Consider the following 20,389-nt stretch of genomic DNA (forward strand, 5'->3'; position numbering starts at 1 on the left):
GTAAATGAACATCAATCGTTAAGTATGGGGCAGCCGAACCCGTGGACACATGTCACGTGACAACAGTGCCGATTCGGAGAATCGATTTACCCGACGCCACTACGTGGCCGGCGCGGGTACCCTCGCGACCGTGGGGATCGCCGGCTGTTCCGGCGACGGCGGCGACGGAAGCGATGGCGGTGACGGAAGTGACGGAAGCGACGGAAGCGACGGGAGCGACGGCGGCTCCGGCGACCCCGTCGAGGTGCTCCACGGCTGGACCGGCGGCGACGGCGCCGCGGCGGCCGAGGCGCTCGAGGAGGCGTTCAACGAGGCCCACTCCGACACCGGCCTCGAAATGAACCCCATCGGCGGCGGCGGCAACCAGAACCTCGACGCCGTCGTCGCGAACCGGCTCCAGAGCGACGACCCGCCGGGGTCGTTCGCCGGCTGGCCCGGTCCGAACCTCCTCCGGTATCAGGGCGTCCTCGGCAGCGTCGACGACGTCTGGGAGGAGAACGGCTTCGAGGACGCGATGGTCGAGGAGGCGGTCGAGCTCCACCAGCAGGACGGCAGCTTCCGCGCCGTGCCGCTCGGTTCCCACCGGCTGAACTGTCTCTTCTACAACGTCTCTGTCGTCGAGGACGCGGGGGTCGACGTCGACTCGCTCGATAGCCCCTCGGCGCTCGTCGACGCGTTGGAGACGGTTTCGACCGAGACCGACGCGATCCCGATGACCCACGCGATGGCGGGCACCTGGACGACGACGCAGCTGTGGGGCGCCGTGCTGCTCGGCGAGAGCGGCTATCAGCCGTACATGGACTTCCTCGAGGGCAACGGCGACGAGGAGGCCGTCCGGTCGGCGTTCGAGACCACGGCGGAGATGCTGGAGAACTACATCAGCGACGACGCGTCCTCGATCGCGCTGACCGAGTCGAACCAGAACATCATCAACGGCGACGCCGCCTTCATCCACCAGGGCAACTGGGCGGCGGGCGCGTTCCGGAACGCCGAGGACTTCGACTACGAGGACGACTGGGGCTTCAAGACGTTCCCCGGCACGGAGGGGATGTACACCCTCCACTTCGACTCGTTCATCTACCCGGCGGACAACCCGACGCCCGAGGCCTCCAAGACCTGGTCGGCCTTCGTCGGCAGTCCGGAGGCCCAGATCGCGTTCAACCAGTTCAAGGGGTCGATCCCGACCCGCACCGACGTGAGCATGGAGGAGTTCGGTCCGTACCTCCAGGAGACGGCCGACGACTTCGCGAACGCGGAGTACCGGCCGCCGAACCTCCAGCACGGGCTCGGCGTGCCCTCCGAGACGATGACGGCGCTCAACGACGTCATCTCCTCGGAGTTCACCGGCCCGTACAACGTCGACGCGGCGACCGAGGGCTTCCTGGACGCGGTGTCGAACTGAGCTCCACGGATGCTCGATTTTTACCGTCGATTGTACCGGACGATCAGGCCCTCCTCGGGGGACGGCGACGAGGTCCGCGCCGACGGCGGCGTCGTGAGCGACGGCCCCGCGACCGGTCCGCCGACGGAGCCGGACCGGGACGCGACGGCGCGCCTCAAGGCAGCCCTGGACCGGCGCTTCGGGAGCGACTTCATGGAGTCGTCGATCTTCTGGCTCCCGCCGTTCCTGCTGATGGGGCTGTTCGTCTACGGTGCGGTCATCTGGAACCTCCTCATCTCGCTGACCGACTACCAGCGCTTCGAGAACGCGCCGGACTACTCGGATCTCGACTTCGAGATGTACACCCGGGCGCTCGCGGACTCCGGGTTCATCGACGCCGCGGTCAACACGCTCATCCTGCTTATCGCGTTCACGGCGGGAACGCTCGCGGTCGGCCTCGTGCTGGCCATCCTGATCGACAGGGGGATCCGGTTCGAGAACTCGTTCCGGACGATCTACCTCCTGCCGATGAGCCTCTCGTTCGTGGTGACGGCCCAGTTCTGGCTGTGGATCTACAACTACAACAACGGGATCGCCAACAGCGTCATCGGGACGTTCGGACTCGGTCCGGTGAGCTGGCTCGGCAACCAGGACATCGTCCTCTACGCGGTCATCTTCGCGCTGATGTGGCAGTTCTCGGGGTACGCGATGGTCGTGTACCTCGCCGGCCTCCGCGCGATCCCCCGCGAGCACTACGAGGCGGCCAAGGTCGACGGCGCGTCGACCCTGAAGATGTACTGGCGCGTGATCATTCCCCAGCTGAAGGGCGCGACGATCAGCGCCGCCGTGGTGCTGATGGTGTTCGGCATGAAGGCCTTCGACTTCCTCTACTCCCTGTCTGGGGGGTACCGGCCGCCGAACGGCGCCGACATCCTCGCGACGAAGATGGTGCGTGAGGCCTACGCGAACCTCAACTGGGCGTACGGGTCGGCGATCGCCATCGTCCTGTTCGGGATGGCGCTCAGCGTCATCGGCCCCTACCTCGTCTACGAATACCGGAGGGACAACCTATGAGCGACAGCGAACCTCGAACCGACGGCGGCGCGACGACGATAGGGCGGCTGCGCCGGAACCTCGATCGGATGACGGTCGAGGGCGCCGGCCTGTACGTCGTCCTGGTCTTCGCGGCGGCGTTCTACCTCGTCCCGATCGAATCCGGGCTGGTCACGTCGTTCAAAACCGGCACCGCGATCATCCAGACGGCGCCGTTCGCGCCGCCCGGACCGTCCGGACTCACGTTCGAGAAGTGGCAGACGGCGATCGACACCCTGCTGCGCGGGATGGGGAACAGCCTGCTGTACGCCGTCCCCGCGACGGTGATCTCGGCGTTCGTCGGGAGCATCACCGCGTACGGGCTGACGATTCCGACGTGGAAGAAGTCGTACAAGGCGGTGGTGCTCATGCTCATCATCGCCGGGATCTTCATCCCGTATCAGGCCGTGCTGGTCCCGCTGACCCAGTTCTGGTCGCAGTGGGCCCAGCTCGACCAGGTGCTGTCGTTCGTCTGGGCGCTCGGGATCGACGACGACTACGTCGGTATCGTCGAGCTGGTGATCACTCACGTCGCCTACGGGATCCCCATCTGTACGCTCCTGTTCCGGACGTACTACAAGACGATGAGCGACGAGATGATCGAGTCGGCCCGCCTCGACGGCGCGACGCTCCGCCGGGTGTACCGGCGGATCGTTCTCCCGCTCTCGGGGCCGATGTTCGCCGTCGTCCTCATCTACCAGTTCACCCAGATCTGGAACGACCTCCTCTTCACGCTCGTGATCGTTTCGACCGAATCGAGCCCCGCGGCGCCCGTCGTGTTAATCTTAGCGGGCCTCGGGAGCTCGCTGGAGGGGCAGGACTTCGCGCTCCGGATGGCCGGGGCGTTCTTCGCGGCGCTGCCGACGCTGGCGGTGTACATCTTCTTCGGCGAGGAGTTCGCCGAGGGGGTGGCGGCGTGACCCACACGCCGGTCCCGTCCGGCGACGGGGACAGCCCGAGAGAAGACGCGGCGCGGCGCACGAACGACCACTCGACACCGACCACAACTCACAGATATGGCAACGCTTGAACTCGACTCGATAACGAAGACGTTCCAGGACGGCGACGAGGAGATCGTCGCGGTCGATGATGTTTCGCTGTCGATCGACGACGGCGAGTTCCTCGTCGTCGTCGGTCCGTCCGGCTGCGGCAAATCCACGACGCTCCGGATGGTCGCCGGCCTGGAGACGATCACCTCCGGCACGCTCAGCATCGACAACCGCGTCGTGAATCACGTGAAATCGCAGGACCGGGACATCGCGATGGTGTTCCAGTCGTACGCGCTCTACCCGCACATGAGCGTCCGACAGAACATGTCGTTCGGGCTCGAGGAGTCGACGGACCTCCCCGACGACGAGATCAACCGGATGGTGAGCGAGACGGGGGAGATGCTCGGTATCTCGGACCTACTCGACCGGAAGCCGAGCGACCTCTCGGGGGGCCAACAGCAGCGGGTCGCCCTCGGCCGGGCGATCGTCCGCGACCCCGAGGTGTTCCTGATGGACGAGCCGCTCAGCAACCTCGACGCGAAGCTCCGCGCGGAGATGCGGACGGAGCTCCAGCGACTCCAGAACGACCTCGGCGTGACGACGGTGTACGTCACGCACGACCAGACCGAGGCGATGACGATGGGCGACCGGATCGCCATCCTCGACGGCGGCGAGCTACAGCAGATCGCGTCGCCGCTGAAGTGCTACCACGAGCCCGCCAACCAGTTCGTCGCGAGCTTCCTCGGCGAGCCGTCGATGAACTTCTTCGACGTGGCCCTCGACGGCGACCGGCTCGTCGGTGACGTCTTCGAGTACCCCATCGACGACGAGGTGCGGGCCGACCTCGGCGAGGCGACCGACCTCGTTCTCGGGATCCGACCCGAGGCGATCAAGCTCGTCGAGAGCAAGAGCGACGCACACGAGTTCGAGATGACGGTCGACGTCGTCGAGCCGATGGGCGACGAGAACACGGTGTACCTGCACTTCGACCCCGACGCGGACCCCGAGTCCGCCGAGACGCTCGTCGCGACGATCGACGGGTTCACGCGGGTCAGCGAGGGCGACTCGGTTGTCGCGCGGATCCCGCAGGACGCGATCCACATCTTCGACGGCCTCACCGGCGAGGCGCTCCACAACCGGTCGATGGAGGACGCCGCCGATCAGGTCGACCTCGCCTGACCGGGACGCGGGCCGTTTCGGGTTTCTCGCTCCGTTGAACCTCGGCAGATGATGCGTTCTGACTCACGATGGTCAGTACAGCAACAGCGGCGAGCAATTTCGGGAGTGAGTGTTGCAGATCGGTGGTGAGATTCAATATTTAAACGATCGCAAGCTTCAGCGACGATTGTTTATAAAAACGATGCGGTCGGCGCGCCTGCGAGCGCCCATCGGGCGCGAGCAGCCCGTACGAGGTCGCAGCGCCGAGCGGAGCGAGGCGACCGTCTTCCGGCGGTGCGGTTGCGGTCGGGTGGGACTCAAAGGGGCAGTCGCGAGGACGAAGCACGGCGATGCAAGCACCGCAGCGAAGGAGCGGTAGCGACTGAGCGAGGAGCACAGCGAGCCGCGCGAGTCCCGCGAGCAACGCGAGCGGGACCACGAACGTCGCAGCCCGCGCAGCGAAGCGAGCAGGAACGACGTTCGGAGGTCCNGCCGCGCGAGTCCCGCGAGCAACGCGAGCGGGACCACGAACGTCGCAGCCCGCGCAGCGAAGCGAGCAGGAACGACGTTCGGAGGTCCTCGCGGCTGGGGCTTTGGAGGTGTTCCCCATCGATCCACAATCAACCACATATAAACAGCCGACAGCAACACCACTTGATCGCTTATAAATAACCGATCGGCCACAGTGCTCCACGTACTCCCGCAGTCGATCGAGAAGCGGCCCTCAGCAACCGGGCGTTTCCGGCGAGAATACGTCTGAAAAAGACGTTACGGCGGAGCGATTTCCGATTTGGGAGTCCCCCTCACCAGTAGGTGGTCCGATCGACGCCCTCGGCGACGAGCGCCGCGGCGGCGACGTGGGCGTACGCGCACCAGCCGAGCGCGAGGAGCGCGGCGGCGCTCCGCGCGGCCGTCGCGGCGAGCGCGCTCCACGCGACGACGACGAGCACGGTGGCGCCCACCCACGCGAGGAAGTACGTGCTCGACGCGGTACCGCGGAGGGCGTCCCGTCGAAGCCCGGCACGGAGCCCGTCTCGAACGCTCACGACGGCCGCCGCCGGGAAGAGGTAACTGCAGACGACCGTGACGAGCAGCGCGACGGTCGCGAGGGCCGCGAGGGTCACGCCGCCCAGCGCGTCCGGAACCGTCCCGCTCGCGACGACGTAGCCGGCCGCGGCCACGGTGAGGGCCGCGGGGAGGAGGTAGACGGCGGCGGCGCCGAGCAGCCGTCCGGCGAGCCGCCACGTGACGGTCCCCGCGAGCGGGAGAAATCCGTCGCCCGCGAGGACGCCACCGAGGAGGCCGAGCCACGCGAGGAGGGGAACGGCGGCGAGCAGCAGCGGCGCCACCAGCGACCAATCGGGCCAGAGGCGCGCCGCGAACCGGACCAGCGTCCCGCAGACGAGGAGCGCCGCCAGGCTCTTCGCGGTGCCGTCCAGCCGCGGTCGGTCCGCGAGCGGGTACCGGAGCGCGTCGAGGAACACGTCAGAAGCTCTCGCCAGCGCCGCGCAAAACGATGACGGTCGCGGCCGGGATCACTCGCGGACCCGCTCGACTTCGCGCCGGAGTCCGTCGCGAACGCGCTCGGCGAGGTCCTCGGCGTCGCCGCGGTCGGCGGTCTCGGCGTCCTCGGTCGCCAACAGCCGGTCGAGTTTGCGCTCGAACTCGCGCTCGTCGATCTCGCCGCGGGCGTAGCGCTCCCGGAGCGCGCGGAGGGCGGGATCGTCGGGGCCGTCGGCGTCGTCGCCGTCGCCGTCCTCGTCGGGTACCGGCTTCGTCAGCGTGTGGAGGACGGGCAGCGCGACGAACAGGCCGAAGAACCAGACCAGCGGCAGCGACCACCAGAGCCCGGTGACGAGCGGAGCGGCGACGCCGGCGCCGACGACGAGGACCGCGAAGATCCGCCGCCAGCGGTGGCGGACGTTCCACGCGATCCGGCGGGAGAGGTCGGTCATAGCTCGGTCGACGCCCGCGAGGGGCAAATCGGTTTCGTCGCTGGGAGAGCGTTAACTCGAGTATCGGTCCAGTTCGAAGACGAGCCGGTCGCCGGGCTCGACGCCGTTGCGATCGCTCCACCCGCGCGGCACCTCGAGGACGAACTGTCCCGTGCCGCGGTACCGGGTGTACGGACGCGACTCGGGCGCCGCCTCGTGGACCTCGGTGACGGTCCCGTTCGGCGCGACGAAGACGATGTCGAGCGCGAACGCCATGTCACGCATCACGTAGGCGTACTCGCCCGGCTCGTCGTGGACGAACAGCATCCCCTCGTCGGCGGCGAGCCCGTCGGTCGCGGAGAGGCCGACGTACTGCTTCGCGAGGCCGTCGGCGACGCGCGCCTCGACGGTCGCGAGCGGCTCCCCCGTCTCGCCGTCGACCGCCTCGACGGTCGCGGTGTCGTAGCCCGCGATCAGGAGGGTCGGGTTCGCCGCGATCGCGACGGCAGACAGGAGGGCGAGGGCGACGATGACGCCGACGACCGCGAGCAGGCGGCGGTTCACGGCCGATCCTCGCGCCGCAGAAAGAAACCGTTTTCCGCTCCCGGCGGGTTTGAAACCCTGAGGGCTCGTGGTCTAGCTGGTTATGACGCGGCCTTTACAAGGCTGAGATCGGCGGTTCGAACCCGCCCGAGCCCATTTCTGGGACGAACGAAGTGCGTCACAGAAATGTCTGCGAGGGCGGGTTCGAAGCAGGGAACGGAGCGACCGAAGCGAGCGGATGAGTGAGGTTCGAACCCGCCAGAGCCGCACCTGTGACTGGTGGTTTATAAGTGACATAGAGGTAACCAGAAACAGCCATAGCGTTTTGTGCGCTCGCCGTGACGTAATTCCTGCATGTCCGAAGAAACCGTCCACGAGTCGCGACAGTCACGGAGCCGACAGGCGCTCGCCACCTATTTCCGACGCATCGCGCGAGCGCTCGGTCGCGGGGAGCCGGTCCCCGTCGACGACGCCGGCACGGTGACGATCGATCCGGCGGCGGAACAGGAGGTCGAGATCGAACTCGAACGGCAGGACGGAACGGTCCACTTCGAGGTCGAGATGGAGTGGCCGGAGGCGGAGGGCGAGATCGACGAGGACGCCGCGGCGAGCAAGGGGACCTTCGAGCTGTACGCGGACAGCGCCGACGAGTGGCGCTGGCGGCTCGTCCACGACAACGGGAACATCATCGCCGACGGCGGCGGCGGGTACTCCGATAAGCGCGACGCCGAGTCCGGGATCGAGAGCGTCCAGCGGAACGCGCCCGGCGCCCACGTGATCGACGCCTCCCGCGAGGAGGAGGCGCCCGACGAGGGAGGGAGCAAGGCGGTCTTCGAGCTGTTCCGCGACAAGGCCGACGAGCACCGCTGGCGGCTCCGCCACGACAACGACAACGTCATCGCCGACAGCGGGCAGGGGTACGCCTCCAAGCAGAAGGCGAAACAGGGCCTCAACAGCGTGAAGGCGAACGCTCCCGGCGCCGCCGTCGAGGAGCCGGGCGACGAGGAGGAAACGGAGGAGTAGCCGACCGATGGTCCCCGACGACACCACCTCCCCGGACGCGGAAGTCGGCTCTTCGAACGACTTCCTCGCGCCCGGAGACGACGCGCCCGCGGACCTGAGCGACGTGCTCGTGTACGGGCTCGTCGGCGGGATCGCCGGCTCGGTGCTGTCGTTCGTCCCCCTCGCTACCGTCCTCGGCGGCGCGGTCGCCGGCTACCTCTGTGGCGGCCGGTCGAGCGACGCGCTCAAGACCGGCGCGGTCGCCGGCGTCGTCATGACGCTGCCGTTCGCGGCACTCGTGTTCTTCCTGCTGTTCTTCCTCGGCGTCGCGGGAGCGCCCGCGGAGTTCGGCGTCATCGCGCTGCTCGTGGTCGGCCTCGCCGCCGCCTACACCCTCGGGTCCGGGATCGTCGGCGGGTACCTCGGGTACTACCTCCGAGGGCGGCTCTGAGGCCGCCTCCGGCGCAACCCCTACCTCGAACACGGACCGCACCGCTTATTCGCCGCCCGTTGCTACCTCGGCCCGGACATGGACGCGCTCGACGCCAAGTACCCGTTCTTCGCGACCGCCCGGGAGGCGGTCGCCGACGCCGCGGTGTCGCTGCCGGAGCTCGTCGCGGCCGACGCGCCGGCGGTCGAGCGCGCTCGCGAGCGCGTTGAGCGCGCCCTGATGGACGGGACCGTCGCGTCCGAGAGCGGCGCCTTCCCCGCCGAGTCGGCCTACGACGCGCAGGCCGAGCTGCTCTCGTACCCCGTCGCGCGGATCCTCGTCTCGCTGTTGGACTCCGAGCCCGCCATCGAGAAGTACGCCGCGGCCGAGGCCGCGACCGCGATTGACCGGATCCGCGAGGACCTCGCGACCGACGACGAGCTGCGGTCGATGTCGACTCCGACCGTCGCGTTGGACGACGTGCTCGCCGAGTTCGACCTCGCGGACGCGGTGCGACCGGAGTCGCCTCGATCGGACGCGAGGGCCGGCGGGGCGACCGGGGGCAGCGGTGCGACTGCGACGGGAGCGGGCGGCGCGCCCGGCCGCGACCCGGAGCACTACTGGATCGCCGTCGGACCGTACCTCCGGCTCACGTCGCCCTCGTGGGGCGAGTCGTGGCGACTCGTCAACCGCGCGCTCGCCGACGGGGAGGTGCGCGTCTCCCGCGAGGAGCTGCTCGACGCGCTCGAAGCCGCCGTCGCGGACCGGGTCCGGGAGGGGCTCCCGTTCGAGCTCGCCGCCGGCGAGGGGATCGCCGCGGAACTCGAGTCGGGCGTCGCGGACCTCAAGCGGCTGCTCTCCGAGCGCACCTACGCCGGCCCGGTCGACGTGGTCGCGCCCGACCTGTTCCCGCCCTGCATGCGGAACCTGATCGACAAGGCCGAGCGCGGCACGGACCTGTCCCCGCCGGAGTCGTTCGCGTTGATGGCGTTTCTCGTCGGAATCGGCATGAGTCCCGACGAGGTGGTCGCGTTCTGCGCCGACACGAGCCTCGACGCCGAGGGGATCCGGTACCAGACCGAGTACCTGAGCGACGACCGGGGGACCCAGTACCCGCCCCCGACCTGCGAGACGCTGGCGAACTACGGGATCTGCCACAACGAGGAAGACCACATGCAGGTCGCCGCCGACCCGCTCGCGTACTACGAGACGCGCGTGGCCGAGGCCGACGAGATCACCGATTGGCGCGAGCGGAACGCGACCGCGGGAGAAGCCGAAAACGGGCCGGAAGAAGCGGGCGAGAGCGAAGCCGAAGCCGGGAGCGAGTAGTCGTTCCGTTCTAGGTGTCGTCGCCCGCGCGGATGAGGTACGCGCCGACGAGCGCCATCAACAGCACGAACGCGGCGAGCAGCGCGACGAGGGCGATCGCACCGGTCTCCGGCAGTCCGTCGGGACCGCCGAACGCGACCCCGATCCCGACCAGTCCGGCGACGAAGACCGCGGCCGCCGACAGCGAGACCGCGATCTGCCGACGGAGCTCCGCGTCGATTTCCATGCCCGCGGGTTCCCGTCGCCGCTAAAAAAGGACTTCGATGAGGGCGGCAGGGTCGAACCGCCCCGATGGCTCGGCGCGCTCCGAACTCGGATATCTCCCGCTCGCCCCGCCTCAGCGGCGATCTTATCCGTTTCGGTCTCCTATCTCGACGCGAAGCGAGGGTCCCCCTCGCAGTCACGTATGACGCACACCCGAAACACACCCGCGTCAGCAGCGCCCGAACCGTTCCCGTCGCGAGAGTCGTCCACGACGCCGCCCTCGGCGTCCGAAGAGGCGTCGCCCGGCGAGAGCGACGACCGGTCCACGCGCGCCGCCGCCGAGGCGATGACGGTCCGCCCGCTCCGCGACCGTCGCTACGTCGTCGAGACCGACGGCGGCACCTACGTGGTCGCGCTCGACGCGGGTACCTGCACCTGCCCGGACCACGCGATCCGCGGCTCGCGCTGCAAGCATATCCGCCGCGTCGCGATGGAGGTGACCGCGGGGGCCGTCCCCGCGCCCGACGAGCGCGTCGGCGCCTGCGCGGTCTGCGGCGCGGAGACGTTCGTCCCGTTCGACGCCGGCGGCGCGCGGCTCTGTGACCGGCACGCGTTCGAACCGGGTGCCGTCGCCCGCGACCGCGAGACAGGGGAGCGGCTCGTCGTCGTCGACGTGACGGCCGAGCGCGCCGACGCCTACCGGACCGGCGAAGGTCGCACGGTCGCCGAGTACGCCACGAACGCCGACTACGGCGCCCACGAGCCCGTCGTCGAGGCGGTGTACGCGGCGTCGGTCCGTCCAGGGCGGAGCGTCGAGGACTGCGACCGGTACGGGTTCCCGGCCTCGCGGCTCACCCGGCGAGGTGAGTGATGTCCCGGCGGAGCGAGTAACCCTTGGGCACCCCGACGGCCCCTAAACACTCCGCGCACAGCACCCGCTCGTAGTCGCGGTTCGTCTCCTTCTCGAGCAGCGAGACGTCCGCGATCGGGAACACCGACTCGCACCGATCGCACTCGACCTTGTCGCCGTCGACGATCTTCATCAGCTCTCCGTTTCCGAGATCGGTATATAAACTCGCGGACGGCGTTATCACTCGGGATAGCGGGTTCGATAAAATTGGATGTTTAAGAGTCGGTCGACGCGGTCGAGGTCGCGGCGGTCGTCCGGCGTCAGCCGAAGAGCTCGCCGAGGCCCTCGCCGCCGTCGCCCTCGTCCTCGTCGTCGTCGTCCGCCGCTTCCTCGGCGGCGTCCTCCTCGTCGGCCTCGTCGTCGGCCTCGTCGGCCTCAGCGGCGTCCGCGGAGCCGCCCGCGGCGGCGCCTGCGGCGGGGGCCGCGGCGGCCGTCTCGATGGCCTCCTCGATGTCGACGTCCTCCAGCGCGGCGACGAGCGCCTTGACGCGGGATTCCTCGACGTCGACGCCGGCGGCTTCGAGCACGCCGGTGACGTTGTCTTCGTTGATCTCTTCGCCAGTCTCGTTCAGGATGAGCGCAGCGTAAACGTATTCCATTGGTGTGTCCTCGTGGTGTTATCCGAACATCGCGCCGAGGCCCTCGCCGCCGTCGTCGCCGTCGTCATCGTCGGCGTCGTCGGCGGCCGCCTCAGCGTCGTCCGTGTCGTCTTCTTCCTCCGCCTGTTCCTCCTCGTCGGCGTCGCCCGTCTCGGGAGCCGGGGCGGCTTCGACGCCCTGCAGCTCCTCGGGGAGCGCCTCCTCGTCGTCGATCTGGGCCGCGAGCGAGCGGAGCTGGGCGTCGGCCTTCCCGATGAGGTCGGGCACGACGTCCGGGCTCTCGATCTCCGCGAACAGCCCGACGGACTTCGCCTCGCCGGACGCCTTCGCGAGAAGGGTGCCGGCGGTGGCGGCCGTCGGGTACGCGGCGTTGACCGAGAGGTTCCGCGCGGCGGCGGCCGCCGAGCGGATGTCCGCCTCGTACTCGTCGACGTCGATTTCGAGCTCGTCCGGCTCGAACAGGACGCCCTCGGAGTAGACGCCCTTGAGGTCGAGTCCGACTTCCTTCGGCTCGATGCCGAGCTCGGTCAGGACGTTCGCGAGGTCGTCGTCGACGACCTCGCCCTCCTCGAGGACCTTCGAGTCCTCGGTGACCATGATCGAGCCGTCCTGGATGCGCGCGGCCGCGCCGACCGTCTGGAGCTCGCCGACGAACGGCCCCGGGTCGACGCCCGTGTCACCCTCGGGGATGACGACGTCGTTGGGGGCGACCTCGCCCGCGTTGATCGGGGCGGGGGTCTTCGAGGCTTCCAGCTGCTTGAAGAGGCCGAACGGGTTGTCGTTCGTGCCGATGAGCGCGACCTGACCCGAGACGTACTGGGTCAGCTCTTCGACGCCGTCGTCGACCTCCTCGAGCGCGCGGACGGTGAGCGTGTTGCGACTCATCCGGACGTCCGCGGAGCCGTGCAGCTCGCGGCGCATGGCCTGGAGCTGACGGCTCGGGATGCCGGCGACGCCGACGATCCCGACGGAGTTGAACGAGTCGATGAAGTCGACGAGCTCGTCGACCTCCTCGCGCTTCCACTGCGGGATCGTCTCGGTCTTACGGACCGAGCTCATACGGGCACCTCCTTGGCGGGACCCATCGTGGTCTTCACGTAGATCCCGTCGATGTTGAGCGGCCCCTTCTCGAGGCTCGCTTCGAGTCGCCGGATGATGACGTCGATGTTGTCCGAGATCGCGTCGGGGCCCATGTCCTCGGCACCGACGCGGGTGTGGAACGTGCGCCGGTCGCGCGACCGGAGCTGCACCGTGTTTTTCATCCGATTGACTGTGTCGACGACGTCGTCGTCCGGCTGCAGTGGGGTAGGCATCTTCCCGCGCGGACCGAGGACGGTACCGAGGTACCGACCGATGTCCTGCATCAGGTTGGCCTCCGCGACGAAGAAGTCGGTTTCGCCGGCCAGGTCCTTTGCGCGGTCGTCGTCGTCTCCTAACTCCTCGAGGTCGTCGCTGTCAAGCACTTGATCAGCAACTTCCTGAGCGCGGACGGCGGTTTCGCCCTCCGCGAAGACGACGATCTGTGTCTCCTGCCCCGTTCCAGCCGGCAGCACGACGGACTCGTCGATGCGGTTCGACGGATCGTTGAGGTCGAGGTCTCGCAGGTTGATCGCGATGTCCACGGTCTCGCGGAAGTTCCGCTCGGGCGCATCGTCGAGTGCGAGGGTTACGGCCTCTTGTATTGTGTCTGCCATTTTCACCTCCGTAGTACGCAGGTCGCTCCTACGGGTCAGTGAAACAGGCGAAGCCTGTCTCACCGGAGAGTGGTCCATCGGAGGTTTAAAAGCGTCGAACCGCCGGTCCGGGTGAGAACCGGAGACAGGGTCCGTGCGCGCGGTTCCCGGCCTCGCTGCCTTCGACGCCGGTTTCGACGACCGTCGAAGGCGAAAACGTCGCATAGGGGAACCCTTTTGATGCCGCTCGCCGACCCACGAGGTAATGACTCAGGGTGGTCCGGCGTGACGATGGACGACCGTATCGAGGATCTCCGCGAGCGCCGCGAGCGGGCGGCGCTCGGCGGCGGCGAAGACCGGATCGAGTCCCAACACGACAGGGGGAAAATGACCGCGCGCGAGCGCATCGACTACTTCCTCGACGACGGGACGTTCCACGAGTTCGACCGGTTTCGCACCCACCGGAACCACAAGTTCGGCACCGAGGAACAGCAGATCCCGGGCGACGGCGTCGTCACGGGGTACGGCGAGGTGAACGGCCGGAAGACGTTCGTCTTCGCGCACGACTTCACCGTCTTCGGCGGGTCGCTCGGCGAGGTGTTCGCCGAGAAGATCTGCAAGGTGATGGACAAAGCGATGGACGTGGGCGCGCCCGTCGTCGGGCTCAACGACTCCGCCGGCGCCCGCATTCAGGAGGGCGTCGCGTCGCTCGGCGGCTTCGCGGAGATCTTCCGGCGCAACACGGAGGCGTCCGGCGTGATCCCGCAGATTTCGTCGATCATGGGGCCCTGCGCCGGCGGGGCGGTGTACTCACCCGCCATCACGGACTTCACGTTCATGGTCAAGGACACCTCGCACATGTTCATCACCGGCCCGGACGTCATCGAGACCGTCACGGGCGAGGAGGTGAGCTTCGAGGAGCTCGGCGGCGCGGTCACCCACTCGTCGACCTCCGGCGTCGCGCACTTCGCCGAGGAGAGCGAGGAGGACGCCTTGGACGACATCGCGCGGCTGCTCTCGTACCTCCCCGCCAACAACGTGGAGGACCCGCCGCGCGTCGAGCCGTGGGACGACCCCGACCGCGCCGACGAGGAGCTTGGCGACATCGTCCCCGACGCCCCGCGGAAGCCGTACGACATGAAGGAGGTCATCGGCAGCGTCGTCGACGAGGGGTCCTTCTTCGAGGTGCAGGAGAACTTCGCGAAGAACATCGTCGTCGGGTTCGGCCGTCTCGACGGCCACTCGATCGGGATCGTCGCCAACAACCCCCGCGTGAACGCCGGCACCCTCGACATCGAGTCGAGCCAGAAGGGCGCCCGGTTCGTCCGCTTCTGTGACGCGTTCAACATCCCCATCCTCACCTTCGAGGACGTGCCCGGGTTCATGCCCGGCACGGATCAGGAGCACAACGGGATCATCCGCCACGGCGCGAAGCTGCTGTACGCCTTCTCGGAGGCGACCGTCCCCCTCCTCACCGTGATCACTCGAAAGGCGTACGGCGGCGCCTACTGCGTGATGTCCTCGAAGCACATCGGCGGCGACGTCAACTACGCGTGGCCGACCGCCGAGATCGCGGTGATGGGGCCGAAGGGCGCCGTCAACGTCCTCTACCGCGAGGAGCTGGCCGAGGCCGACGACCCCGACGCGCGCCGACAGGAGCTCATCGACGAGTACCGCGAGGAGTTCGCGAACCCCTACACCGCCGCCGACCGCGGCTTCGTCGACGACGTGATCGAGCCCGCCGAGACCCGCGCGCGGCTGATCGACGACCTGACCATGCTGAAGGGGAAGCGCTCGGACGCGCCCGAGAAGAAGCACGGCAACATCCCGATCTGATGGCGGCCGACGCATCCGAATCGGACGAGGCGGCGTCCGAATCGGGCGGCACCGCGCCCGCCGATGACGACGCCGTCGCCCTCGACGGGCTGTCGATCCCGGACGACGCCGACGACGCGGAGGCCGCCGCCATCGCCGCCGCGGTCGCGGCCCACGTCCGAGACGGCGAGCGCGCCGCGGCCGCGGCGGCCGCCGCCGCGGACGACGAGCCGGACTGGGAGGGCGAGCGCTGGGCGTTCGCCGGTCGAGTCGATCGGCTGCAGAATCGGTCGGTCCGCGTCCCCGTCGGCGCGCCGACGGACCCGTGGACCGCGGCCGGCCGCGCCGACCGGTTCTGAGTCGGGTCGCGCGCATTCCCCCGGCGGTGGACCCGGTGAGCCCCGGTGGACCCGGTGGTCCGACCGCCACACGAACCCTTCGCAGGGCGCGGCCGAGAATACGTCTGATTGCCTATATAGCTATGGACAGTGTGTGTAACCGACGGGTTACGCGTCTACGGTCGACGGGTCACGCTTCGCGCGACTCGTCGGTCGCGCCGTCGTCGTCGCCCTGCTCCGCCCCCTCGATCGGCTCGTCGCGCCAGTCGTCGGCCGAGCCGCCGCCGAGGAGTCGGTTGAGAACGATCGGCACGACCCCCGCGAGGAGGGCGAGGAGACCGAGCCGAACGAGCAGCGAGGCGTCCGTCAACAGCGTCGCGGCGAGATACGCGCCCGCCGCGACCAGCACCGACGGCAGCACGTAGGGGTTTCCGGGCGAGAGCATGTCCGGAGATGGCGGCCGGCAGGCTCTTAATCGTCTCGGGAAGATTCCGGTGACTGCCGAGGCGGTACGACGATCGTCGTCACCGATCGTCGTCGCGGACCGATAGAATGAGGTGGGTTATGGTGGAATGATGGTGTAAGAATGTTCGACAAGGTTCTGGTCGCGAACCGCGGGGAGATCGCGGTACGGGTGATGCGCGCCTGTGCGGAGCTGGGTGTCGACACCGTCGCCGTGTACAGCGACGCGGACAAGCACGCGGGCCACGTCCGGTACGCCGACGAGGCGTACAACGTGGGGCCCGCCCGCGCCGCCGACTCGTACCTCGACGGGGAGGCGGTCGTCGAGGCCGCGAAGGCGGCCGACGCCGACGCGATCCACCCGGGCTACGGCTTCCTCGCCGAGAACGCTGACTTCGCGGCCCGCGTCGAGGCGACCGACGGGATCACCTGGGTCGGTCCCGCCAGCGACGCGATGGAGCGGCTGGGCGAGAAGACGCACGCGCGCCGCGTGATGGACGACGCCGACGTGCCCATCGTCCCCGGGACGACGGAGCCCGTCACCGAGGTCGAGGCGGTGACCGAGTTCGGCGACGAGCACGGCTACCCCGTCGCGATCAAGGCCGAGGGCGGCGGCGGCGGCCGCGGGATGAAGGTCGTCGAGAGCGCCGCCGAGGCCGAGGAGGCGCTCGAGTCGGCCAAGCGCGAGGGCGAGGCGTACTTCTCGAACGACTCCGTCTACCTCGAGCGCTACCTCCAGACCCCTCGCCACGTCGAGGTGCAGATCGTCGCGGACGCCGGCGACGGCGACGACGGGGAGACCGAGGTCGTCCACCTCGGCGAGCGCGACTGCTCGCTCCAGCGCCGCCACCAGAAGGTGATCGAGGAGGGGCCGTCCCCGGCGCTCTCGGACGAGCTGCGCGAGCGGATCGGCGAGGCCGCTCGCCGGGGCGTCGCCGCCGCCGACTACACCAACGCCGGCACTGTCGAGTTCCTCGTCGAGGAGGACGTGGACCGCGACCCGGCGGAGCCGCTCGGGCCGGACACCCCCTTCTACTTCCTCGAAGTCAACACGCGGATCCAGGTCGAACACACGGTCACGGAGGAGCTGACGGGGATCGACATCGTGAAAGAGCAGCTCCGGGTCGCCAGCGGCGAGGGGCTCTCGGTGTCGCAGGACGACGTGGAGCTGGACGGTCACGCGATCGAGTTCCGGATCAACGCCGAGAACGCCGCGAAGGACTTCCAGCCCGCCAACGAGGGGCGGCTCGACACGTACGACCCGCCGGGCGGGATCGGCGTCCGCGTCGACGACGCGCTCCGGCAGGGCGACGAGCTGGTGACCGACTACGACTCGATGATCGCGAAGCTGATCGTGTGGGGGTCGGACCGCGAGGAGTGCCTCGCGCGGTCGAAGCGCGCGCTCGCGGAGTACGAGCTCGACGGCGTCGTCACCATCGTCCCGTTCCACCGGCTCATGCTCGACGACGAGCGGTTCGTCGACGGCACCCACACCACGAAGTACCTCGACGAGGAGCTCGACGACGCGCTGGTCGCGGAGGCGCAGGAGAAGTGGGGAAGCGAATCGGCGTCGGCGAGCGACGACGGGGACGAGGAGGTGTCCGAACGCGAGTTCACCGTCGAGGTGAACGGGAAGCGCTTCGAGGTCGAACTGGAGGAGCGCGGCGCGCCCGCGATCCCGGTCCCTGAGGGCGGCGCCGGCGGGAGCGGCGGCCAGCAGCGTCCCCCGCAGGCGAAGGCCGACGACGAGGACGACGGCGGCGTCGACGTCGCCGAGGGCGGCGAGGCGATCGCGGCCGAGATGCAGGGGACGATCCTCTCGGTCAACGTCGACGAGGGCGACGAGGTGTCCGCCGGCGACGTGGTCTGCGTGCTCGAAGCGATGAAGATGGAGAACGACGTGGTCGCCGAGCGCGGCGGCACCGTCGCGAGCGTCCACGTCGGCGAGGGCGACAGCGTCGACATGGGCGACGTGCTGATCGTTCTGGAGTAGGATCGAGCGTTCTCCGGCTGCGGTCGTTTATAACTGATCGACGGCTCCGCGGTGAGCGGATCCGAAGTTTCAGCCGTTTGGTTATAAATCGACACTAACGGATCGACAGCGAACACCGCCAAAGCCCCAGCCGCTCGCTTATAAGTAGCCGAGAACAAATCTGCGGCGGACACCTCCAAAGCCCCAGCCCGTACCGCTCCGCACAGCACCTCACACCTCCCCAGCCTCGTCGGCCTCCCTTCGGTCGGCCGACTCCCTCGCGCGTGCTGCTCGGCCGCGAAGCGGCCTCGCAGGCGGCCGCGGCCGCCGCGATCTCCGCGGGCATCTCCGGGAGGTCGGGGTGGGCCTCCTTCCCGTGGACGCCGCCGGTCAGCGCCGCGGTGACGATCACCGACTTCCCGTCGAGGTAGTCGTCGTAGGTCATCGCTCGGCGTCGGGGCGTCCGCTTGCCCCCGACTCCGAGTCCGACGGCGTTTCTTCCTCCGACTCCGAGTCCAACTCCGGCTCTGACCCCGACTCCGGCTCGACGTAGAACCCGCAGTCCGTCGCCGGGTCGAGACCGTACCGCGCGTTACAGATGTCGGCGCGCATGGGTTGGACGAACGACCCCGTCACGGTACAGAACGCGCGGGGTTCGTCGAAGGTGGCCCCGTCGAAGGTGGCCCTGTCGCCCGCCCCGTGATACGTCAAATGCGGACACGTCTCAACCATGGCGAACGATGGCGAGCGAGGGGCTTGAAACCGCGCGTCGGAGCGGGAGACCGTCGTCCTGACCGACGGTGTTTAACCGAACGCCCGAAAAGGGGGCGGCATGGAACCGGTCGACGACTGGCGCGCGGCGATCGCGGAGGCCGGGGAGCTGACCGGCCCGATCGCCGCGGCCGTCGTCGACGAGCACGGCGATCGCGGGAAACGCGCCATCGAGGCGGTCGGCGAGGGGCGGGTGAAACGCTACCGCGATTTCACCGTCGTCGTCGGTCACGACGACGAGTACGTCGTCGAGGACGGGGAGTGCACCTGCGCCGACGCGACGTACAACCTCGACGCCGACGACCCCTCCGAGCGGTGCTGGCACGCGATCGCGGTCGACGTGGCGGACGCGGTGGGCGCGGTCGACCACCACGACATGTGGTACTCGGAGGTTCGGGAGTTTCTGTGAGTCGGGGGTGAAACGAGAGCGGTCGACCGATTCAGCAACCGTTCACCCGGATGAGACGCCGATACGCCGGATTAGGCGGACGGCCAGTCGAAAACGTTTCAACAACGGCCGGTCTCCCCTACGGTATGGCGGACTGTCCACTCGCCGACGACTGCCCCAGTTTCGACGAACGAATCGAGGGGATGGGGTGTCAACACTACGGCAACAAGGGCGGCGCGGAGTGGTGTAACCACTACGACATGCCCATCTACGAGCTGAAACAGCAGCCGGTCCAGCCCGGCGAGGAGGTCGTCGTCGAGGTCGACGACATCCACGAGAGCGGCGCCGGCGTCGGCCGCACCGACGACGGCTTCATCGTCCTCGTCGACGGGCTCCTCCCGCCGGCGCGCGCCGAGGTCCGGATCCACCGCGTGAAATCGAGCCACGCGACCGCGCGGGACGTGGTCGAGCGCCTCCCCGACGACCCCGAGGAGGAGGACGGCGACGGGCTCGCCGGCGACGATGTCGAGGCGGCCGACGACGAAGACGACGCGGGTGACCGGCGCCGCGACCGCCCCGACCGCGAGCGGCTCGGCAGCCGCGAGAACTTCTGGGGGAAGTAGAAAGGGATGTACTTCAGAAGTAATTAAGTCGAGGGAGTGACAGTGCCAAGTGCGGGCGAAATCACCTACACAGTCCGTCTTGAGGAAGAACAGCGGGACGAGTGGGCAAACTTCGTTGAGGACTCTGACTTCTCATCTACTTCGCAGTTAGTCAGAACAGCCGTCTCAGAGTATATACAGCGTGACAGCGACGAGCACGAGTTTGAAAAAGAATTGCGAGACGTGAACAACGAAATCATCAACGAGATCTCGCAAGTGCTTGATGGAATAGAACAAACCAGAGAGATCACCGCTAACATCGACTCGAAGACAGACCCAGACACGATTCATGAATTGACCTATCAATCTTCGCTGGAATCCTACAAGCGCATGGAATTCGAAGATTCGGACGAAGAAGGTGATAGCAGTGACGAATAGAGACATCTACCTGAAAGACTCAAATCAAGAACTGGTTCTGATCATACTATTGGAAACTACAAAACTGCTCTCAACTACTTTGATAGTTTCTTGGAGAAATCTTCGTTGGAGGAATCTGATGGTTCTGTTGAATTCCTTAAGAATTGATAGGATCAATGTGTGAGACACATGTGTTGTAGTGTATCATAGTACCCAAATATAAAACGATGTTCAAGAATATCTGTTTCGAAGAAAATGTGTCTGGAGAGTGGGATTTTAACAGACTTGAGCCAGTTTTCTCCCATTCTCTGGATGGTTTTGAATCGAGATCGGGTAAGTACTGAGATAGAGTTTGAAAAGTAGGCGAACTAATAAGTGTC

Annotated in this window: 24 protein-coding genes, 1 tRNA gene and 1 pseudogene; 15 read left to right on the forward strand and 11 right to left on the reverse strand. The window is 67.8% G+C overall.

Going from position 1 to position 20,389, the window contains the following annotated elements; genetic code table 11:
• The first annotated feature begins 244 nt into the window (after positions 1-244).
• The 4 genes from C469_RS14855 to C469_RS14870 all read left to right on the forward strand — a co-directional run bounded on the left by C469_RS14855 (position 245) and on the right by C469_RS14870 (position 4,641).
• Positions 245-1,402, forward strand: coding sequence for an extracellular solute-binding protein (locus tag C469_RS14855; protein ID WP_049911489.1), 1,158 nt, complete (start codon positions 245-247; stop codon positions 1,400-1,402).
• A 9-nt stretch (positions 1,403-1,411) separates the two neighbouring features.
• On the forward strand, positions 1,412-2,455 hold the full coding sequence (locus C469_RS14860; RefSeq protein ID WP_008008066.1) for a carbohydrate ABC transporter permease: 1,044 nt from the start codon (positions 1,412-1,414) through the stop codon (positions 2,453-2,455).
• Positions 2,452-3,393 (forward strand): carbohydrate ABC transporter permease, encoded by a 942-nt coding sequence (locus tag C469_RS14865; protein WP_008008067.1) that lies wholly within the window; start codon positions 2,452-2,454, stop codon positions 3,391-3,393. Before C469_RS14860 ends, C469_RS14865 begins: the two co-directional genes overlap by 4 nt.
• Before the next feature lie 96 nt (positions 3,394-3,489).
• A complete protein-coding gene (locus C469_RS14870; protein WP_008008068.1) occupies positions 3,490-4,641 on the forward strand; it encodes an ABC transporter ATP-binding protein in 1,152 nt (383 codons plus the stop codon).
• Positions 4,642-5,423: 782 nt separating this feature from the next.
• On the opposite strand, the gene C469_RS14875 is transcribed toward C469_RS14870, so the two are convergent.
• The 3 genes from C469_RS14875 to C469_RS14885 are packed head-to-tail and all read right to left on the reverse strand — an operon-like array spanning position 5,424 to position 7,118.
• Positions 5,424-6,104 carry a hypothetical protein gene (locus tag C469_RS14875; RefSeq protein WP_008008069.1) on the reverse strand — a complete coding sequence of 227 codons (681 nt, stop codon included), beginning with the start codon at positions 6,102-6,104 and terminating at the stop codon, positions 5,424-5,426.
• A gap of 51 nt (positions 6,105-6,155) precedes the next feature.
• Positions 6,156-6,575, reverse strand: coding sequence for an SHOCT domain-containing protein (locus C469_RS14880; protein WP_008008070.1), 420 nt, complete (start codon positions 6,573-6,575; stop codon positions 6,156-6,158).
• 51 nt (positions 6,576-6,626) lie between these two features.
• On the reverse strand, positions 6,627-7,118 hold the full coding sequence (locus C469_RS14885) for a DUF192 domain-containing protein (protein ID WP_008008071.1): 492 nt from the start codon (positions 7,116-7,118) through the stop codon (positions 6,627-6,629).
• 61 nt (positions 7,119-7,179) lie between these two features.
• Between C469_RS14885 and C469_RS14890 the strand changes: the two genes are divergently transcribed.
• The 4 genes from C469_RS14890 to C469_RS14905 all read left to right on the forward strand — a co-directional run bounded on the left by C469_RS14890 (position 7,180) and on the right by C469_RS14905 (position 9,858).
• Positions 7,180-7,253: transfer RNA gene (locus tag C469_RS14890), tRNA-Val, on the forward strand.
• 198 nt (positions 7,254-7,451) lie between these two features.
• A complete protein-coding gene (locus C469_RS14895) occupies positions 7,452-8,120 on the forward strand; it encodes an HVO_2922 family protein (RefSeq protein WP_008008072.1) in 669 nt (222 codons plus the stop codon).
• A gap of 7 nt (positions 8,121-8,127) precedes the next feature.
• Positions 8,128-8,550, forward strand: coding sequence for a DUF5518 domain-containing protein (locus C469_RS14900; protein WP_008008073.1), 423 nt, complete (start codon positions 8,128-8,130; stop codon positions 8,548-8,550).
• Positions 8,551-8,628: 78 nt separating this feature from the next.
• A complete protein-coding gene (locus tag C469_RS14905) occupies positions 8,629-9,858 on the forward strand; it encodes a DNA primase large subunit (protein ID WP_008008074.1) in 1,230 nt (409 codons plus the stop codon).
• A 10-nt stretch (positions 9,859-9,868) separates the two neighbouring features.
• Here the strand turns inward: C469_RS14905 and C469_RS14910 are convergent, their stop codons facing one another.
• On the reverse strand, positions 9,869-10,084 hold the full coding sequence (locus C469_RS14910; protein ID WP_008008075.1) for a DUF7472 family protein: 216 nt from the start codon (positions 10,082-10,084) through the stop codon (positions 9,869-9,871).
• A gap of 180 nt (positions 10,085-10,264) precedes the next feature.
• Here C469_RS14910 and C469_RS14915 point away from each other — a divergent pair, with 180 nt between their 5' ends.
• Positions 10,265-10,933 (forward strand): SWIM zinc finger family protein, encoded by a 669-nt coding sequence (locus C469_RS14915; RefSeq protein WP_008008076.1) that lies wholly within the window; start codon positions 10,265-10,267, stop codon positions 10,931-10,933.
• On the opposite strand, the gene C469_RS14920 is transcribed toward C469_RS14915, so the two are convergent.
• The 4 genes from C469_RS14920 to C469_RS14935 all read right to left on the reverse strand — a co-directional run bounded on the left by C469_RS14920 (position 10,914) and on the right by C469_RS14935 (position 13,265).
• The gene (locus tag C469_RS14920) at positions 10,914-11,105 is read right to left on the reverse strand and encodes a hypothetical protein (RefSeq protein ID WP_008008078.1); all 192 of its coding nucleotides are present in this window, start codon (positions 11,103-11,105) and stop codon (positions 10,914-10,916) included. The genes C469_RS14915 and C469_RS14920 overlap by 20 nt on opposite strands.
• Before the next feature lie 127 nt (positions 11,106-11,232).
• Positions 11,233-11,571 (reverse strand): 50S ribosomal protein P1, encoded by a 339-nt coding sequence (rpl12p, locus tag C469_RS14925; protein WP_008008080.1) that lies wholly within the window; start codon positions 11,569-11,571, stop codon positions 11,233-11,235.
• An 18-nt stretch (positions 11,572-11,589) separates the two neighbouring features.
• Entirely contained in the window at positions 11,590-12,630 is a 1,041-nt protein-coding gene (locus tag C469_RS14930; RefSeq protein WP_008008082.1) for a 50S ribosomal protein L10, read from the reverse strand.
• Positions 12,627-13,265: a 50S ribosomal protein L1 gene (locus C469_RS14935; protein WP_008008083.1), complete on the reverse strand. Its 639-nt coding sequence runs from the start codon at positions 13,263-13,265 to the stop codon at positions 12,627-12,629. Before C469_RS14935 ends, C469_RS14930 begins: the two co-directional genes overlap by 4 nt.
• 270 nt (positions 13,266-13,535) lie before the next feature.
• On the opposite strand from C469_RS14935, the gene C469_RS14940 reads away from it, so the two are divergent.
• Both C469_RS14940 and C469_RS14945 read left to right on the forward strand, forming a co-directional pair.
• Positions 13,536-15,080 carry an acyl-CoA carboxylase subunit beta gene (locus tag C469_RS14940; protein WP_008008085.1) on the forward strand — a complete coding sequence of 515 codons (1,545 nt, stop codon included), beginning with the start codon at positions 13,536-13,538 and terminating at the stop codon, positions 15,078-15,080.
• Positions 15,080-15,418, forward strand: a complete 339-nt coding sequence (locus C469_RS14945) for a hypothetical protein (protein WP_008008086.1) — start codon at positions 15,080-15,082, stop codon at positions 15,416-15,418. The genes C469_RS14940 and C469_RS14945 overlap by 1 nt, the downstream gene beginning before the upstream one ends.
• Before the next feature lie 169 nt (positions 15,419-15,587).
• On the opposite strand, the gene C469_RS14950 is transcribed toward C469_RS14945, so the two are convergent.
• Positions 15,588-15,842 carry a hypothetical protein gene (locus tag C469_RS14950; protein ID WP_008008088.1) on the reverse strand — a complete coding sequence of 85 codons (255 nt, stop codon included), beginning with the start codon at positions 15,840-15,842 and terminating at the stop codon, positions 15,588-15,590.
• 141 nt (positions 15,843-15,983) lie between these two features.
• Between C469_RS14950 and C469_RS14955 the strand changes: the two genes are divergently transcribed.
• Positions 15,984-17,852: an acetyl-CoA carboxylase biotin carboxylase subunit gene (locus C469_RS14955; protein ID WP_008008091.1), complete on the forward strand. Its 1,869-nt coding sequence runs from the start codon at positions 15,984-15,986 to the stop codon at positions 17,850-17,852.
• Between the two features lie 280 nt (positions 17,853-18,132).
• On the opposite strand, the pseudogene C469_RS17785 reads toward C469_RS14955, so the two are convergent.
• Both C469_RS17785 and C469_RS14960 read right to left on the reverse strand, forming a co-directional pair.
• A pseudogene (locus C469_RS17785) lies at positions 18,133-18,276 on the reverse strand (3-keto-5-aminohexanoate cleavage protein); the annotation flags it as partial.
• Positions 18,273-18,563, reverse strand: coding sequence for a hypothetical protein (locus C469_RS14960; RefSeq protein ID WP_008008092.1), 291 nt, complete (start codon positions 18,561-18,563; stop codon positions 18,273-18,275). The gene C469_RS14960 and the pseudogene C469_RS17785, both read right to left, overlap by 4 nt.
• Positions 18,564-18,663: 100 nt before the next feature.
• Between C469_RS14960 and C469_RS14965 the strand changes: the two genes are divergently transcribed.
• The 3 genes from C469_RS14965 to C469_RS14975 all read left to right on the forward strand — a co-directional run bounded on the left by C469_RS14965 (position 18,664) and on the right by C469_RS14975 (position 20,030).
• Positions 18,664-19,011, forward strand: coding sequence for a hypothetical protein (locus tag C469_RS14965; protein ID WP_008008095.1), 348 nt, complete (start codon positions 18,664-18,666; stop codon positions 19,009-19,011).
• 125 nt (positions 19,012-19,136) lie between these two features.
• Positions 19,137-19,613 (forward strand): TRAM domain-containing protein, encoded by a 477-nt coding sequence (locus C469_RS14970; protein WP_008008097.1) that lies wholly within the window; start codon positions 19,137-19,139, stop codon positions 19,611-19,613.
• A gap of 42 nt (positions 19,614-19,655) precedes the next feature.
• Positions 19,656-20,030, forward strand: a complete 375-nt coding sequence (locus C469_RS14975) for a hypothetical protein (protein ID WP_147587326.1) — start codon at positions 19,656-19,658, stop codon at positions 20,028-20,030.
• Positions 20,031-20,389 lie beyond the last annotated feature (359 nt).

This window comes from Halorubrum lipolyticum DSM 21995 (assembly GCF_000337375.1).
GTDB lineage: Archaea > Halobacteriota > Halobacteria > Halobacteriales > Haloferacaceae > Halorubrum > Halorubrum lipolyticum.